The 15,561-nt window shown below is 74.4% G+C and carries 16 protein-coding genes; 10 read left to right on the top strand and 6 right to left on the bottom strand.

Annotation, left to right across the window (positions count from 1 at the left end; all coding sequences use genetic code 11):
- Positions 1 to 67: 67 nt before the first annotated feature.
- The 4 genes from ACFWPI_RS31885 (at position 68) to ACFWPI_RS31870 (ending at position 3,272) form a co-directional block, all read left to right on the top strand.
- Positions 68 to 400, top strand: coding sequence for a WXG100 family type VII secretion target (locus ACFWPI_RS31885; RefSeq protein ID WP_380378101.1), 333 nt, complete (start codon positions 68 to 70; stop codon positions 398 to 400).
- 135 nt (positions 401 to 535) lie between these two features.
- On the top strand, positions 536 to 1,927 hold the full coding sequence (locus ACFWPI_RS31880; RefSeq protein ID WP_380378099.1) for a hypothetical protein: 1,392 nt from the start codon (positions 536 to 538) through the stop codon (positions 1,925 to 1,927).
- Positions 1,927 to 2,394: a hypothetical protein gene (locus tag ACFWPI_RS31875; RefSeq protein ID WP_380378098.1), complete on the top strand. Its 468-nt coding sequence runs from the start codon at positions 1,927 to 1,929 to the stop codon at positions 2,392 to 2,394. Before ACFWPI_RS31880 ends, ACFWPI_RS31875 begins: the two co-directional genes overlap by 1 nt.
- 263 nt (positions 2,395 to 2,657) lie before the next feature.
- A complete protein-coding gene (locus ACFWPI_RS31870; RefSeq protein ID WP_063349552.1) occupies positions 2,658 to 3,272 on the top strand; it encodes a hypothetical protein in 615 nt (204 codons plus the stop codon).
- A 57-nt stretch (positions 3,273 to 3,329) separates the two neighbouring features.
- Here the strand turns inward: ACFWPI_RS31870 and ACFWPI_RS31865 are convergent, their stop codons facing one another.
- The 5 genes from ACFWPI_RS31865 to ACFWPI_RS31845 all read right to left on the bottom strand — a co-directional run bounded on the left by ACFWPI_RS31865 (position 3,330) and on the right by ACFWPI_RS31845 (position 7,337).
- The gene (locus ACFWPI_RS31865; RefSeq protein WP_380378095.1) at positions 3,330 to 4,004 is read right to left on the bottom strand and encodes a phosphonatase-like hydrolase; all 675 of its coding nucleotides are present in this window, start codon (positions 4,002 to 4,004) and stop codon (positions 3,330 to 3,332) included.
- An 11-nt stretch (positions 4,005 to 4,015) separates the two neighbouring features.
- Positions 4,016 to 5,137: a TIGR03364 family FAD-dependent oxidoreductase gene (locus tag ACFWPI_RS31860; protein ID WP_380378093.1), complete on the bottom strand. Its 1,122-nt coding sequence runs from the start codon at positions 5,135 to 5,137 to the stop codon at positions 4,016 to 4,018.
- Positions 5,138 to 5,241: 104 nt separating this feature from the next.
- Entirely contained in the window at positions 5,242 to 5,757 is a 516-nt protein-coding gene (locus ACFWPI_RS31855) for a pyridoxamine 5'-phosphate oxidase family protein (protein ID WP_063349549.1), read from the bottom strand.
- Between the two features lie 243 nt (positions 5,758 to 6,000).
- Positions 6,001 to 6,672: a phosphatase PAP2 family protein gene (locus tag ACFWPI_RS31850; protein WP_380378090.1), complete on the bottom strand. Its 672-nt coding sequence runs from the start codon at positions 6,670 to 6,672 to the stop codon at positions 6,001 to 6,003.
- A complete protein-coding gene (locus tag ACFWPI_RS31845; RefSeq protein ID WP_380378088.1) occupies positions 6,669 to 7,337 on the bottom strand; it encodes a DedA family protein in 669 nt (222 codons plus the stop codon). The genes ACFWPI_RS31850 and ACFWPI_RS31845 overlap by 4 nt, the downstream gene beginning before the upstream one ends.
- Positions 7,338 to 7,452: 115 nt before the next feature.
- On the opposite strand from ACFWPI_RS31845, the gene ACFWPI_RS31840 reads away from it, so the two are divergent.
- The 3 genes from ACFWPI_RS31840 (at position 7,453) to ACFWPI_RS31830 (ending at position 10,837) form a co-directional block, all read left to right on the top strand.
- Positions 7,453 to 7,932, top strand: a complete 480-nt coding sequence (locus ACFWPI_RS31840; protein ID WP_063349546.1) for a BlaI/MecI/CopY family transcriptional regulator — start codon at positions 7,453 to 7,455, stop codon at positions 7,930 to 7,932.
- Complete coding sequence (locus ACFWPI_RS31835) at positions 7,932 to 9,026, top strand: M56 family metallopeptidase (RefSeq protein ID WP_380378085.1); 1,095 nt, start codon at positions 7,932 to 7,934, stop codon at positions 9,024 to 9,026. The genes ACFWPI_RS31840 and ACFWPI_RS31835 overlap by 1 nt, the downstream gene beginning before the upstream one ends.
- 287 nt (positions 9,027 to 9,313) lie before the next feature.
- A complete protein-coding gene (locus ACFWPI_RS31830) occupies positions 9,314 to 10,837 on the top strand; it encodes a GAF domain-containing protein (protein WP_380378083.1) in 1,524 nt (507 codons plus the stop codon).
- On the opposite strand, the gene ACFWPI_RS31825 is transcribed toward ACFWPI_RS31830, so the two are convergent.
- A complete protein-coding gene (locus ACFWPI_RS31825) occupies positions 10,756 to 11,256 on the bottom strand; it encodes an SsgA family sporulation/cell division regulator (protein WP_380336124.1) in 501 nt (166 codons plus the stop codon). The genes ACFWPI_RS31830 and ACFWPI_RS31825 overlap by 82 nt on opposite strands.
- A 339-nt stretch (positions 11,257 to 11,595) precedes the next feature.
- On the opposite strand from ACFWPI_RS31825, the gene ACFWPI_RS31820 reads away from it, so the two are divergent.
- The 3 genes from ACFWPI_RS31820 to ACFWPI_RS31810 all read left to right on the top strand — a co-directional run bounded on the left by ACFWPI_RS31820 (position 11,596) and on the right by ACFWPI_RS31810 (position 15,549).
- On the top strand, positions 11,596 to 12,930 hold the full coding sequence (locus ACFWPI_RS31820) for a hypothetical protein (protein ID WP_380378080.1): 1,335 nt from the start codon (positions 11,596 to 11,598) through the stop codon (positions 12,928 to 12,930).
- Positions 12,931 to 13,169: 239 nt separating this feature from the next.
- Entirely contained in the window at positions 13,170 to 14,411 is a 1,242-nt protein-coding gene (locus ACFWPI_RS31815; protein ID WP_380378123.1) for a TerD family protein, read from the top strand.
- 175 nt (positions 14,412 to 14,586) lie between these two features.
- Complete coding sequence (locus ACFWPI_RS31810) at positions 14,587 to 15,549, top strand: SGNH/GDSL hydrolase family protein (RefSeq protein WP_380378078.1); 963 nt, start codon at positions 14,587 to 14,589, stop codon at positions 15,547 to 15,549.
- The last annotated feature ends 12 nt before the right edge of the window (positions 15,550 to 15,561 follow it).

Here is a 15,561-nt window from a genome sequence, read left to right as displayed (position 1 = left end):
GCCGCTCCTCCGCGCATCTCTCCCTTCGCTCCTTCTCAACGCACGGACAGCACGGGGGGATGACGCCATGGCGGATGACGGACCGAAAGCCGGCGGCCCGGAGTTCAAGATCCGGCCGGGGGACCTGAAAGCGGCCGCGCCGACCTTCGAAGCCCAGAGCAAGGCACTCAAGGACGCCCTCGACACGCTCAAGCACACCCTCGCCGGCGCCGGCAGCCCGTGGGGCGACGACAAGCAGGGCAAGGAGTTCGCCCAGGCCTACAACGGCCCGCACGACCACGTGCTCTCCGCGCTGGACGTCCTGGTCAAAGGCCTCACCAGCATCCACGACGGGCTGAACGCCCACGCCGACAACCACACCGACGCCGACAACCACGTCCGCAAGGACCTCACGCCGTGATCGGCCGCCCGCCGCGGAGGGAGCCGGCGCGTGGGTGAGTCCGCGGCCGAGAAGATCGTCCGCAAGGTCACCGGTCTGTGGTGGCCCGACGCCGACCCGGACGAGCTCCGCACGGTCGCCGCCGCCTGGGACACGATGGCCACCGCCATCGACAACGTCACCGCGCCCACCCACCAGGCCGCCGCCGCCATCGTCGCCAACAACCACGGCCCCGCCATCGACGCCTTCGGCAAGTTCTGGGGCCAGTACTACGCAGGCAAGGGCAAGGGCTGGCTCCCCGATGTCGCCGCCGCCTGCCGCAACCTCGCCAAGGCCCTGCGCGCCTTCGCCGACGAGGTCGACAAAGCGCTCAAAAAACTCAAGGAAGAGGCCGCGATCGTCGGCGCGACCCTGGTCGCCGGCACCGCCCTCGCCATCTTCACCGCAGGCATCTCCGAAGCCGCCGCCGGCACCGCCGCCGCAGGCATCATCGCCACCGCCGCGGGCCTCGGCGTCGCCGTCTCCGAAACCATCGCCACCATCGCCGCCACCATCCTCACCGGCGTCGTCTTCGGCTCCGTCGAGGCCATCGCCGTCGACCTCGCCGTCGCCCAGCCGATCCGGGTCGAATTCTTCGACGACGGCGGCTACAGCCTCCAGGAAGCCGTCGACTCCGCCGAGACCGGCGGCGTGATGGGCGGCGCCGGCGGCGGCCTCGGCGCCGGCGGCCGCGTCGCCGCCAACGCCGCCGAGGGCGCCGAGAACGCCTCCGTCGCCCTCGCCGGCCTCGCCAAGGTCGCGGGCGCCGCCGACACCCTCCCCGGCCGCATGCTCACCGGCGCCGGCCTCACCTACGGCTACGACGCCACCTTCAAAACCGGCCCGGTCATGCCCCTCGACCTCATCCTCGGCGCCATCGGCACCGCGGCTGCTCCCAAAGGCGGCGGCCGCCGTCCGGGCGAGGCGCCCGACGGGTATCTCCCGAGAACCGGAGGGTCGGAGTACATCGACGGGGCGCAATCGAAACAGGCCGCGCAAGCGTACGAAAGGATTCGCAACACCACTGGCGACACGGATCGCATCGCCGCGAACACCGGTATCAGCCCGAACGTCCTCAACAGAGTCAAGGAGCACATCTTCGAGACGGTCCACAAGGACGTACCAGTACCCCCAGACGGGAAACCGATGACGGGCCGGTTCGCACCCTTCGACCACATCGCCGAAATGTGGACCAAAGCGGAATCCGGAACCCTATCCCCGGAGGAGGCCACGAAGTTCTATCGATGGGCCGCCCACGAAGGCGTCGAGAGTATACTCATGGCCCCGCCCCACAACATCCCGTATCGAGAGGGCAGGTGGGAAGAAGGGGTCAACTGGGCGACCGAGAACAGTTACGGCGCACATGATGTCGCACCGCATGAGAGCCACGCCGACCCATTCATAGCCTGGCCCAGACGCGGTCTTGAGAAGCCCGACTTCCCGCTGGCCGACGACCTGTCCAACCTTGACGAAATCGCCGCCCTGATCCTCGCGAAGAAGAAGAACTGATGGACATCGCAGACACTTTGGCCAACCGACTGCTCAACGTCGACTGGTCCCCTCTGGACACAGACCCTCGCCTGCGCATCTCACTCATGCGGGAATTCCTGTGGCGCTCGGCGCTGTGGGCTCACCAGCTCGGCTCTGATGCATGGCCGTTCTTCGATGTGGCCGCGCTGATCGACCCGTCAGTGCGCGCCGATCCCGACCTGGTCGAACAGGTCTCGAAGAGCTGCGCCCTTCAGTATCCGGCCGTTCAACAGGCCTGCGTAGGGGCGCTGCACTTCGCCGCTCTCCAGGGAGCATCCAAAGTCCCGTTCCAGTTGCCCAACCCGTTCGAACCGATCGTCTCCCTCTTCGAGAACGGTGGCGGCTTTACCCTCGACGGAACCGGGATGATCGACATCGATATCGACGCGAGCATGAGCAAAGGCAAGATGGAGGACTGGCTGGGGCGCACCTCGCCTGCGGCATGACGGACTTCAGCACCCGTAAGAGGCACCACGAAGCCTGAACTCGCCATATTCATCCATCGATATCTCGACATCGAAGTGGCTGTGAGAACGCCTGGATCGAATTCGAGACCACCGACGGCATGTAGGCCTACCTGACGAAGGTCCGCGCCGGCCTCTTCCTCCACCCCGAGGAAGTCCCCCTCCCGCCCGGCCAGCCCCCGTGGCCGGGGGCGAGGGGACGCGTCGTACTCTTCCAGCCCGATCGGACGCACGCGGGGAGAGTCATGGGTACGACCAGGGACCGTAGCCGGGCCACCGTGCTGAGCGCTGTCCTGGTCCTGGGCGTCCCCGTGGGGACGTTCGGGCTGGTGCTCGCGGGCACCTACCTCGGCGGGGGCGCCGCGTCGCTGCTCGGGCTGGTGCTGGTGGTGGCCTGGGTGGTGGGTCTGGTGCGGCTGCTGGGGCGGTGGGTGGGCTGTTGGGTGGCGCTGTTCGCCGTTCTCCTCGCGGGCCTGGCGACGGGGGCCGTGGCCATGGCGCGGGACGACGTGATCCTGCGGCTGTCCGGCGAGACGGTGACGGCCCGGGTCACCGGGGAGACGGACCGTCTCGCCGGGAAGCACCCGTCCTCGATGTACGACCTCGCGGCCGAGGACGGCACTGCGTTGCCCGGCGGCGAGTTGTCGACGGGGCTGCGCGCGCTCGCGGTCGGCGACCGGGTGACGGTCCGTTTCGATCCGGCCGGCCGCGCCGACCCGCAGCGCCCGGGGGACATCAGTCTTCCCCGGGATCTCGGGCTCGCCGTCGGGCTGACGGCCGCCCTGATGCTCGCCGTCGCCTGGCTGGGCCGCGAGTCGGCCCGGCGGCGAGGCGGCGGAGCGGCCGGGCCGGTGTCCTGACCTGACCTCGGGGAGCAGGAAGTCGGCCGGGCCGACTTCCTGCTCCGGGGGGATCGTTCAGCCCAGCAGTCCGGGCAGTTCCGCGACCGAGCCGAGGACGTGCGTCGCCCCGTCGGCCCGCAGCCGGGCCTCGTCGTGGGCGCCGGTGAGCACGCCGGCGACGACGGACGCTCCGGCCCGTACGCCGGTCAGCATGTCGTAGCCGGTGTCGCCGGCGACGGCGATCTGCCGCACCGACTCGACTCCGGTCCGCAGCAGCGCGGTGAGCGCGAGGTCCGGGTAGGGGCGGCCGCGGCCGGCCTCGGCGGGGCTGAGGGTGAGGTCGGCGACGGACTGCCAGCCGAGGGCGGTGAGGATGCGGTCCTGGGTGGCCCGGGAGAAGCCGGTGGTGAGGGCGACCTTCCGGCCCTGGCCGCGCAGTTCGGCGATGGCTTCGGCGGCGCCGGGCAGGGCGGCGCAGTGCCCGGCGTCGACGAGGTCGTGGTAGGCGGCCTCGAAGGCGGTGTTGGCCCGCTGGGCCTTGTCCTCGTCCCCGAAGAGGTGCCGGAAGACGGAGATCTTGGATTCGCCCATGGTGGCGCGGACGTGGTCCAGCATGGGGCCGAAGCCCGGGCTGCCGGCCTCGACGCCGAGCGTCCGGGCGGCGGCGGTGAAGGCCTGTTCGACGAGGCCGTCGTCGGCCACGGTGGTGCCGGCCATGTCGAGGACGACCAGGCGGATATCAAAGGACATGTCAACTACCCTTACAGGTTTGCGAGTTCGGCGGTGGTTTCGGCGATGGCCGGGGAGCAGGTCATGCCGCGGCCGCCGGGGCCGGTGACGAGCCAGACGCCGTCGCGGAGTCGTTCGCGGTGGACGACCCGGGTGGTGTCGACGCACTGCGCGTACACCCCGGCCCAGCGGCGGCGGACGCGCGGCAGGGGGCGGCCGAGCAGGTCCTCGGCCACGCCGACCAGGTGGTCGTACGGGTCCTCGACGACGTCGAAGCCGAACGGCTGGTCGTACTCGTGGGTGTCGCCGATGGTGAGGCCGCCGTCGCGCCGCTGGACCATGAGCAGCTGCATCTTGTGTTCGGCGGCGACGTCGGGCTGCGGCTGGGTGTCCCGGAGGCGGTCCAGGGCGGTGCCGGCGAAGGCCGGGTAGTAGCGGAAGCTGTCGCCGTCGGCGACGGAGGTGGTGAGGGTCTCGCCGAGCGGGTCGGTCTGCATCATCTGCAGCCGGACCTTGCGCACGGGCAGTGAAGGGGCGAGTTCGCGGACGAGGCCGCCGAGCCAGGCACCGGTGCAGAGGATGACGAGGTCACCGGTGTGGACGTCGCCGTGGTCGTCGCGGACGGCGTTCTCGCCGATCACGTCGCGGACCTCGCGGCCGGGCAGGAAGGTGTAGCGGCCGGTGGCCTGGAGGGCGGCGCGCAGCGCGGGCTGGGCGGTGCGGGGTTCGACGGCGGCGTCGCGCTCGCACCACAGGGCGCCGAGGAGTTCGCCGCGCAGGGCGGGGTTGGCGGCCCTGGTCTGGTCGGCGTCGAGCAGCCGGTAGCCGCGGGCTGCGGCGTCGGGCAGGGTGAGTGCCTGTTCGGCGACGGCGAGTTCGGCCTGGGTGCGGATCGCGGTGAGCGATCCGTTGGCGCGGAAGCCGAGGTCGGGGACGCGGGCGCCGATGCCTTCCCACAGTTCGCGGGCGCGCAGCGCGGTGTCCAGTTCCTCGCCCTGCGCGCGGCCGCTGACCCAGACCAGGCCGAAGTTGCGCACGGAGGCGCCGCGCGCCTCGGTCTCGCGCTCCAGGTGGACGACCTCGTGGCCGCGTTCGACGGCCTGCCAGGCGTGCATGGTGCCGAGCACGCCTGCTCCTACGACGATGACTCTCATGCGGCCAGGCTGGTGCGCCCAGGTGTCCTGGGGGCGTCCCGGTAGCGTCCCGCAGATGAATCACCCGAAAAGTTGTACAGACAACCCTGGGGACCGGGTAGGGCCTACGGCCGCAGCACCCGCGCCCGCAGGTAGTTGCGCCGCCCGAAGTTCGGCTCGTCCACCGCCGTCAGCTCCTCCACCTGGAACCGGTACAGCGCCGCCGCCCCGCCCCCGGTGAGGAACTGCCGCCGCACCTGCTCGTCCTGCGCGAAGGACGGGTACCGCCCCTGGTAGGCGGCCAGCGCCGCCTCGGCCTGCCGCCCCCAGGCCTCGCTCGCGCCGCCGGTCAGTTGCAGGCCGCGCAGCTGCTCGCCGAAGACCGGCGGCGGCAGGAAGACGGTGGCGGCGGCCCGGGCCTCCTCGGCTAGGTGGTGGCTGTGCCGGGTGGAGCGCTCGCTGACGAAGTACAGGACGAGGTCGTCGTCGTACGCGAAGAAGGCCAGGTTGGCGTGCGGGCCGTGCTCGTGGCCGGCGGTGGCGAGGGTGAGCACCATGGCCTCGGCGAGCAGGCCCTCGACGCCCTTGTGCGGCGACTCGCCCGGCCAGTCCCCCTGCGTGATGTCGAGTCGGTACGGCATTGGCACTCCCTCCGCTGGCACGCCCGGCGCTCCCGCGCCCCGGCACGACTGAGCCGGGCGGGTTCCCCGCGAAGGGGCCCCACGCCCGGCTCACATGCTCTACCCGCCACCCCGGCCAGACAAGGGTCGGACGGGCTACGGGGAGGCTACGGAATCAGCGCTGTCGGGTCTCGCCGCCAGTACTGCCGGCACCCGCCGTTCAGCGCTGCCGGCACCCGCCGCCAGTACTGTCGGCCGTCGCCGTCAGTGCTGACGCGTCCCGTACGCCGCGTGGCGGCCCGCCGTCGCCGGCACCGCGCCCGGACCGAGCAGCGGGCGCAGCGCACCCGCCCGCATCCGGTCCACCAGCGGCCCGCAGCGGCCGGCGAGCGGCGCCAGCACCACCGCGACCAGGAGGCCGACCAGCGCGCCGACGGCCACGTCGTGCGGGTAGTGCACGCCGACCCAGACCCGGGAGGCTCCCATCAGCACCGCGAAGATCCCGGCGATCCAGCCGAGCCGCCGGTCGGCGAACCAGAGTGCGGTGGCGGCGGCGAAGGCGATCACGGTGTGGTTGCTGGGGAAGGACCAGTCACCGGCGCCGGGGCAGGTCTCCAGCGAGATGCTGCCGGGGATCTGGGCGCACGGCCGGACTTCTTCGACCATGCCCTTGAGCACCGAGTTGACGCCGTACGCGACGACCACGATCACCGGCGAGGCGAGCACCTTGGCCATCACGGCCGAGTCGGCGCCGCGCGCCCGCCACCAGGCGTAGAGCATGAAGACCGCGAACAGGCCGAGGCCGAGCGCCGACCAGACCTTGATCAGCTCGTCCAGCCAGTGCGGGGCGGCTTGCGCCCACCCGTTCACCCGGGTGTAGAGGCTGCCGTCGATGCCGCTGCCGTCGTAGACGGCGAGAGCCCGGGAGGACGTCACTTGTCACCTCCGTGACGGTGCGCCTTACGGGCGCGGAACAGTTCGAGAACAATGGGGAGCACGGAGACAACTACTACCAGACCGATGATCGGGAGCAGATATCTGTCGATGCTGGGGATCGACGATCCGAGCCCGTACCCGGCGAGCACGACGCCGACCGTCCAGAGGGCGCCGCCGGTCACCTGCCAGAAGGTGAACGAGCGGACCGGCACTTCGAGCACGCCGCAGAGCGGGTTCAGCACCGTTCGGACCACGGGGATGAAGCGGGCGAGCACGATCGCCTTGCCGTGGCCGTACTTGCCCAGCAGTTCCTCGGCCCGCTCGACGCCCTGCAGCAGGCTCCTGCGCTCGGTGCGGCGCAGCAGCGCGCGGCCGCCGCGCTTGCCGATCAGATAGCCGACCTGGGCGCCGGCCAGCGCGCCGACCAGGGCGGCGGGCAGCACCTGGTAGAGCTCCAGCTGCGGGCCCTTGGTGGCGCCGGGCACGCACAGCAGGCCGGCGGTGAACAGCAGCGAGTCTCCGGGCAGGAAGAAGCCCACCAGCAGGCCGGTCTCGGCGAAGAGCACGACGGCGATGCCGAGTGCGCCGAAGGCGGCGAGCAGCGAGGACGCGTCCAGCGGGTTCACCGCGAGGTGAGCGGCCGGATCGGCGAGGAACTGAAGCAAGGCTGGCGGACCTCCCGTACGTTGGGGGGCGGTTCACAGCGGAACCCGCCCCGACCGTCTACAGTGACGTAGACGGTCTACATGACTGTAGACGAAACCTGGAGGAAGCGCCGCCATGTCCGACGTACCGTCCGCCCGCCGGCCTGCCGGGGAGCTGGAGGCCGAGGTGCTGGCCGCGCTCTGGTCGGCCCGGCAGCCGATGACCCCGCAGGACGTCCAGTCGGCACTCGGCGGGGACCTCGCCCGCACCACCATCGCCACGATCCTCGCCCGCCTGCACGACAAGGGCACCGTGGAGCGCACCCGGGCCGGCCGCGCCTACGCCTACATCCCGACCGTCCAGGACACCGCGGGCCTCGCCGCCCGCCGGATGCACACCGAGCTCGGCCGCGAGGCCGACCGCTCCACCGTGCTCGCCCGCTTCGTCTCCGACCTCTCCGCCGAGGACGAGCAGCTGCTGCGCGACCTGCTCGGCGACGGCGCCCCGGGCCTCGGCTCCGCCCCGGGCACCGACGGCGGCACCCCCGGTCTCGGCCCCCTCCCGGGCACCGCCCCCGCCCCCGGCCACCGCACCCCCGGGGCGGCCGGATCGTGATGATCGCCGTCTGGGCCCCGCTGCTGCTGCCGTTCCTGGCCGCCCCGCTGGCCCGCCGCCTCGCCGACGCGCTGCCGCCCCGGGCCGCCGCCTGGATGCTCGCCGGGACGTCCGCCGTGCTGGCCGGCGGCACCCTCTGCTCGCTCGGCCTGCTCGCCGCCGCCGGGCTGCTCCAGCTGCCGCCGGTCGCCGCGATCGGCCACCTGTCGCTGCCCTGGCTCACCGCCGCCGCACCCGACGCACCGGTGGCGGCCGCCGCGGCCGGCCTGGTGCTCGCCGCGCTGACCGCCCAGGCCGTCCGCACCGCCCGCCGCCACCGGCTGGAACTGCGCGAGGCCCGGGCCGCCCTCCCGGCCTGCGCCGCGACGGCCTGCCCCGCGCCGGCCGAGGGCCGGCATCCGGACGCGCGCCCCGGGCACGCCACCATGCGCCGGGCACGCACCCCGCAGGCCGTCCTGGCCGGCGCCCGCACCCTGCTCCAGCCGGGCGAGCACCCGCTCGCCGTCCTCGACGACGAGCGCGCCGACGCCTTCGCCCTGCCGGGGCGCCTGCCCCTCCCCGGCCGGCCCGGCGAGCCCGGCCGGATCGTGGTCACCTCCGGCATGCTGCGCATCCTCACCGGGCCCGAGCGGGCCGCCCTGCTCGCCCACGAACGCGCCCACCTGACCGCCCGCCACCACGTCTTCCTCGCCCTCGCCGAGCACGCCGCCGACCTCCACCCGGCGCTGCGGCCGCTGCGCGCGCCCCTCGGGTACCACCTGGAGCGCTGGGCCGACGAGGTGGCGGCCGCCCGGGTCGGCGACCGCACCGTGACCGCCCGCGCGGTCGGCCGGGCCGCCCTGGCCGCCAGCCGCTCCCCGTGGCCGGCCCGGCCCCGACTCGTCCCCGCCGCCCACTCCGGGCCGGTCCCGCGCCGGGTCGCCGCCCTGCTCCAGCCCCGCCCGGCGGCCACCACCACCGGCACCCGCCTGCGCGCGGTGGCGATCGCGCTGGCCGCCTGCCTGGCGCTGAGCACCGCCGCCTCCCTGGAGGCCACCGCCGACCTGCACCACACCGTCGAGGCGGCCCAGCGCGGCACCGGCGCGGAACGCTGACCGCCGAGCCTGCACCAGGCCCACATCAGGCCTCGCACCAGCACCGCACCAGGCCCACGCAAGGCCCGCATCAGGTCCCGCACCAGGCCTCGCACCAGGCCCGCGTCGGGCTCACACCAGGCCCACACCAGGACCCCCGCTAGTCATCACACCTCGGCATGTCCACGGTCATACCGTCCGGTATGCCGAGTTGGCAGACCCCGTCCCCAGACCCTCACCGCCCCCGTACGCTTTCGTCAGCGCGTCGACCCCGGCGCGGCCTCGAACGGCGGCGAGGAGCAACGCGAGTGCGGCAGACCGGACGGCAGTCCCGACGACCAGAACGCCGCACCGCGCCGAGCGCGGCCGAGCTGGCCAGGGTCCACGACCGCACCCTCGCCGAAGCCGCCGCCCGCGAACTCGTCCAGCCCCCCTACCCCGACCCCGGCTCCCCCGGCCGGCTCGAACCCCGCCCCGAGATCGGCGACTCCTGGGCCCGGCTGCGCCGCCTCGGGCTCGACCCCGACGCCGGCGCCGCCGCCGTCCACCTCGGCCCCGCCGAGATCGAGCAGCGCCGCCGCACCAGCGGCCTGGACGCGGTCCTGTCGGTGCTGCGCGACACCCTGCTCCAGCCGGTCGGCCAGAGTCCGCTGATCCTCGCCATCGCCGACGCCGAGGGCCACGTGCTGTGGCAGGAGGGCGAGCGCGCCCTGCGCCGCAGCGCCGACCGGATCGGCTTCCTCACCGGCGCCCGCTGGATCGAGGAGAGCGTCGGCACCAACGGCATCGCCGTCGCACTGCGCGCCCAGCGCCCGATGCACGTCCACTCCGCCGAGCACTACCTGCGCAGCCACCACTCCTGGACCTGCGTCGCCGCCCCCGTGCACGACCCGGGCACCGGGCGGCTGGTCGGCGCGATCAACCTCAGCGGCCCGGCCCGCAACGTCCGCCCGTACCTGCTGCAGCTCACCGCTACCGCCGCCCGGCTCGCCGAGACCGAGCTGCGCGCCCACCGGCTGGAGGCGCTGCACCAACTACGTACCCTGGCCGCCCCGATGCTCGCCCGGGTGGCCGGCCCGGCCCTGGTGGTGGACTCCGCCGGGTGGACCGCCGCCGCGGCCGGGCTGCCGCCGCCCGGCCGGCTGCGGGTGCCGGTCGGCGGCTGGGGAACCGCCGCCGTGCACTGGGTGCCGGGCCTCGGCGAGTGCGCCCTGGAACCGCTCGCGGACGGCTGGCTGGTGCGACCGGTCCGGCCGCCCGAGGCGGACGGCTCCGGCACGGTGACGGCCGAACAGGCCGAGCAGGCCGAGGGCGCCCGGCTCCGGCTCGACCTGCGCCGCCAGGACCGCCCGGAGCTGACCGTCCGGGGCGCGGCCGGCAGCTGGTCGCACCCGCTCAGCCCGCGCCACGCCGAACTGCTGCTCCTGCTCGCCACCGGACGCGAGGGCAGCACGGCCGCGCAGCTCGCGGAGGCGCTGTTCGGCGACCCGGGCCGGACGGTGACGGTCCGCGCCGAGCTGTCCCGGCTGCGCCGCTACCTGGGCGGCCTGCTGGCCCACCGGCCGTACCGCATCGCCGAGTCGGTGCTGGTCACGGTGGACGGGCCGGACGACCCGTACGACCTGCTGCCGGCCTCCTCGGCCCCGGCCGTCCGGCGGCTGCGGGCCGGGCTGGCCGCGGGGACGGTGCGGCTGCCGAGCGCGGCGCCCGTCCCGCCGCCGCGCGGGCCCGCCGGTGCCCCGACCGGGCCTCAGCCGCCGGCGAGCAGCGCGGCCAGCTGGGCGTCGGTCGGGCCGCAGACGCGCTCCGCCTCGGCGGAGACCAGCGCGTAGGTACGGTCCAGCCACGCCTGCACCCGGGGCTTGGAGGCCTCCAGCAGGGCGCTGCCGTGCGGTGATTCGAGCGCCAGGTGCAGCGTCGAGCCGTGGCACGGGCAGTACGCCGGCCACAGTTTGACGTCGCCCTGGCCGCTCAGCGCCTGCAGGCCGTCGCGCAGCAGCTCGCGCGAGAACACCCAGTCGGCCTCGTCCGGCCGCCCCAGATGGAAGGTCAGCAGCACCTCGTACGGGCGCGCGGCCTCGAACCGGAACCGGGTGCGCACCTCGCCGACCACCTCCTCGCCCAGCGAGATCCGCAGCATCAGCACCTCCTCCACCGCCGCCGGAGCGGCGGTGGAGCCGTCCCCATCGCCGCCCGTGGGGGTGGCGGCGAGGGGTGCACTGGAGGCTGCGGACAGCGGGTCGGGCGGCATGACGGTCTCTCCGGGACGGCGTGGGATGACCTCAGCCTGGGCCACTTCCGGCCGGGCGGGCAAGGGTTGCAAGGAGGTTGCATTAATCCCTGTCCGGGCAGCCCGGCCGCCATCGCCGACTTATCAGACGGATCGTCAACTTCCTTCCGTCGAACGGGTGTCCACGAAATGGATCAAAACCGTCCAGGCCACGACGAGCCGCTGGTACGCTCTCCCCCTCCCGGCGCGGGCCCCACCCGGACCCCGGCCGACCGACCCCGGGCGGCCGATGCCGGCCCGGTGGCAGCGCATGGGAGAATACCGCGACCGCGACGGCGACTTCGGGGAGGGAGGGGTCCGGTGGCTGCGCGCGAGGACACTGCGCGGGACGTTCGGCACGAGCCCGAACGGCACGGCCGGCACGGGCGGCCACGCCCGTTCGGCGGCCGGTTCCGGCTGCCCACCCTGCGCTTCTCCGGTGCCGCGATGGCGATGTCCACCGTCGTCGGCATCAGCATCGCCACCACCCTCCTGCTCAACGAGCAGCAGGGCGTGGGCCGGCGGGCCGGGGTCGCACGCGTCGGCACCACCCCGCCGCCCACCCCCGCCGCGGGCGACCAGGCCGAGGCCGCCGCCGACCGGGCCCCGACCGCGCCGAACCCGACCGCGCCGAACCCCGCCGACCTCCCGGCCACCGGCCGGCCGCCCGTACCGAGCCCCTCGGCGCACCACCCCGGGGCGGCGGAGGACACGGCCGCCACAGCCGCCTCGCCCAGCGCCTCTCCCCACGCGCCCGGCACCCGGTCGGCGCTCCCGGAGCCCACCGGCGGACAGGCCGCGGCCGAACCCATGGCCGACCACGGCCCCGGCGCCCGGCCGGCTGGCACCGGCGAGCCCGCCACGCCGGCCGACGCCGCCGCGCCCTCGCCGTCGGCCCAGCCCGTCGCGCCCGTCGCCGAGCAGCCGGCCGACCCCTCTTCGCCCTCCCCCTCGCCGACCACGCCGCACGCACCCGGACCCCGCCCGGCCGCCCCGGCCCAGCCCGCACCGCCGCCGCCGCCCGGCGCAGTTGCCCCGGGCACCGACGGCCCGACCGCCGGCGCCCCTGGCCCGGACACCGAGCCGGACACCGACCAGGCCCTGACCGGCGTCGCCACGGTCACACCGCTCGGCCGGGACGGCCTCCGGCACCAGCTCGACCTCGCCGTCACCGAGCCGCTCACCGCACTTCAGACCGAATTCCGGCTTGCCCCAGGCGAGTTGGCCCCCGGCAGCGGCACCGCCTGGACCGACCTGCCCGGCGCGGTCGTCACCGCCCAACAGGAGCGCGGCACCCTGGTCTACCGCTTCACCACCCCGGCCGGCACCGACGTCCCGCCCGGCCACTACGCCTTCGGCGTGCGCGGCACCCGCCCCGCCGCCGAACCCTCGGGGCCCACCGGCCCGTCCGGCCCCTCACTCCCGTCCGGTCGGCCCGCTTCGTCCGGCCCGGTCCGCAAGGCCGCCGCGGCGGAGAGCTGGAGCGCCGCCGCCTTCGGCATCGACCGGCCCCGGGCGGTCGCCGCCCTCGGCGCCTTCGGCCCGGTCGCACCGCAGCCCGTCGCGCCGCCGCCGGTCGCGCCGCCGCCGGTCGTGCCCGAGGCACCCGGGCTCCCGCCGCGCCCCAGCACGCCGACCGCCTTCGCGCCCCGCTGACCTCCGGCCGCGTTGTCCCGCCGCCTTGCCACCGTGCGGCCTTGCCGGGGCCTGCCACTCAACCCCGCCACCCAACCCCGCCGCCCGGCCGTACCGTCCGACGATCCGACAGGTCACCGCCCCGGCCGGGCTCATCCCGACGCGCCCGTTCGTTACTGTGGGCAGCACCCGGCCCGGCGGTCCCAGCGGCCCCGGCCGGCCGCCGTTCCGCACCCGAGGAGGAGTCCGTGTCCACCGTCCTGACCCAAGGCGGCAACGCCCCGCTGACCGCCGCGCGGGTGACTGTCGAGGTCACCGCGCCCAAGGCGCTGGACGTCTCCGGCCTGCTGCTGACCGACGCCGGAAAGGTGCGCTCGGACGACGACTTCGTCTTCTTCAACGCCCCGCACGGCCCCGGCGTCAGCCACCGCCCGGCCGCCGCCGGAGCGCCGGACGCGATCACCGTCGACACCCTGGCCGTCCCGGCCGGCATCACCAAGATCGTGGTGACCGCCAGCCCCGCCGACCAGTCCTCCACCTTCGCCGGGATGGAGCCGACCGCCACCGTCCGCGACGCCGACACCGGGCAGGCCCTGGTCACCTTCACCCCGCCGCAGCTGGGCCAGGAGACCGCGCTCATCGTGGTCGAGGTCTACCAGCGCGGCGGCGCCTGGAAGGTGCGCGCGGTCGGCCAGGGCTACGCCAACGGCCTGGCGGGCATCGCCACCGACTTCGGCGTCTCCGTCGACGACTCCCCGGCCGCGACCCCGGCCCCGGCCGCCCAGGCCCCCGCCCCCGCCACTCCCCCCGCGGCCCCTCCGGTCGCTCCCCCGGCTCCCCCCGTCGACCCGCGGATCGCCCTCGCCGCCACCCCGCCCGCGCCCCCCGCGCCCCCGGTCGCCCCGCCGGCCCCGTCCGCCCCCGCCAAGATCACCCTGGACAAGGGCCGGGTCAACCTGGTCAAGGGCAGTTCGGTCTCCCTGGTGAAGAACGGCCGTCCGTTCCTCTCCTCGGTCCGGATGGCGCTCGGCTGGGAGCCCGCCGGCCGCGGCCGCAGCGTCGACCTGGACGCCTCCTGCCTCGCCTTCGACGCCCAGCGCAAGAAGCTGGAGACGGCCTGGTTCATGAAGCTGACCGTCTTCAAGGGCGCGATCGCCCACTCCGGCGACAACCTCACCGGCGGCGGAGCCGGCGACGACGAGTCGATCACCGTCCACCTGGACGGCCTGCCGGCCGAGGTCACCGGCCTGGTCTTCGTCGTCAACTCCTTCTCCGGCCAGCGGTTCACCGAGGTCAAGAACGCCTACTGCCGCCTGCTGGACGCCCGGACGGAGGAGGAACTGGTCCGCTTCGACCTCACCCACTCCGAGCCGCACACCGGCGTGGTGATGTGCAAGCTGGTCCGACAGTCGTCCGGCGAGTGGGTGATGACCGCGATCGGCGAGTACGTCGACGCCAAGACCGCCCGGGCGATGGTCGATCCGTCCGCCGCCCTGCTCTGAACCGTCTCGCCACACCCCTCGCCGGCCCGCCCCGACGCCCAGGGCCGATCGGCCCAACGTCACGGCCGCACACGCGAATTCACCCTCCTGAGGGATCAAGTCGTCCACCCGCCGACTCGATCTACCTCTAGGGGGGTGAATCGCGCTCTCCCGCGCACTCGTTGAGGGAGAGACCGTGCCACGCTTCCTGTCCCGCCTCGCCGTCGCCGGCACCGCCGTCGCGCTCACCGCCGGCCTGATCACCCCGTCCGCCGCCCAGGCCGCCGCCGAACCGGCCGGCCGCGTCCGGACGCTCGCCTGGGCCGCACTGGGCGACTCCTACACGGCCGGCTTCGTCGAGGCCGCCGGCGCCGAGACCGAACCCCGCGACGGCTGCGCCCGCACCACCGGCTCCTACCCCGAGCTGATCCGCCGCGGCCTCGGCCCCCTGGTCGAGCTGCGCAACGTCAGCTGTGCCGGCGCCACCGTCAAGGACGTCTACCAGACCAAGGAAGCCCCGCCCGGCCGCCCGCTCCCGCCGCTCGGGACCAACCCCGGCGCCCCCTTCCCACCGGTCCCGTCGCAGATCGACGCCGTCTCCCCGGGCGCCGACGTGATCACCGTCGAGATCGGCGGCAACACCCTCGGCTTCGCCGAGATCCTCAAGGGCTGCATCGAACTCGGCGCCGCGGTCCTCGGCCAGGGCACGCCCTGCAAGGACAAGTTCGACGCGAGCCTGCCCGACCGCTTCAACCAACTGCGCGGCGACTTCGACCAGATGCTCGGCGCCCTGCACGCCAAGGCCCCGTCCGCGCGGCTGCTGGCCGTCGGCTACCCCCACCTCGTCCCCGAGGACGCCACCCGCTGCACCTACGGCAACCTGGAGCAGTTCGCCACCTTCACCACCGGCGACCTCGCCTGGGCGCGGACGGCCATCCTGGAACCGCTCAACGCGATCATCGCCCAGCGGACCGCCGCCCGCGGCGACGCCTTCGTCGACCTCTACCCCTCCACCACCGGCCACAGCGTGTGCGACCAGGACCACTGGCTGGACGGCGTGCTGACCAGCATCATCCCGCTGCGCTACGCCCTGGTGCACCCCAACGCCAAGGGCCAGGCCCACGCGGCCGCCCTGGTCGAGGACGCCGTCCTGAGCTGACCAGCCGCACCG

Source organism: Kitasatospora sp. NPDC058492 (assembly GCF_042720685.1).
Taxonomy (GTDB): domain Bacteria; phylum Actinomycetota; class Actinomycetes; order Streptomycetales; family Streptomycetaceae; genus Kitasatospora.
The sequence above is the reverse complement of the archived record's forward strand: the minus strand, read 5'-3'. Positions and strand labels throughout refer to the sequence as shown.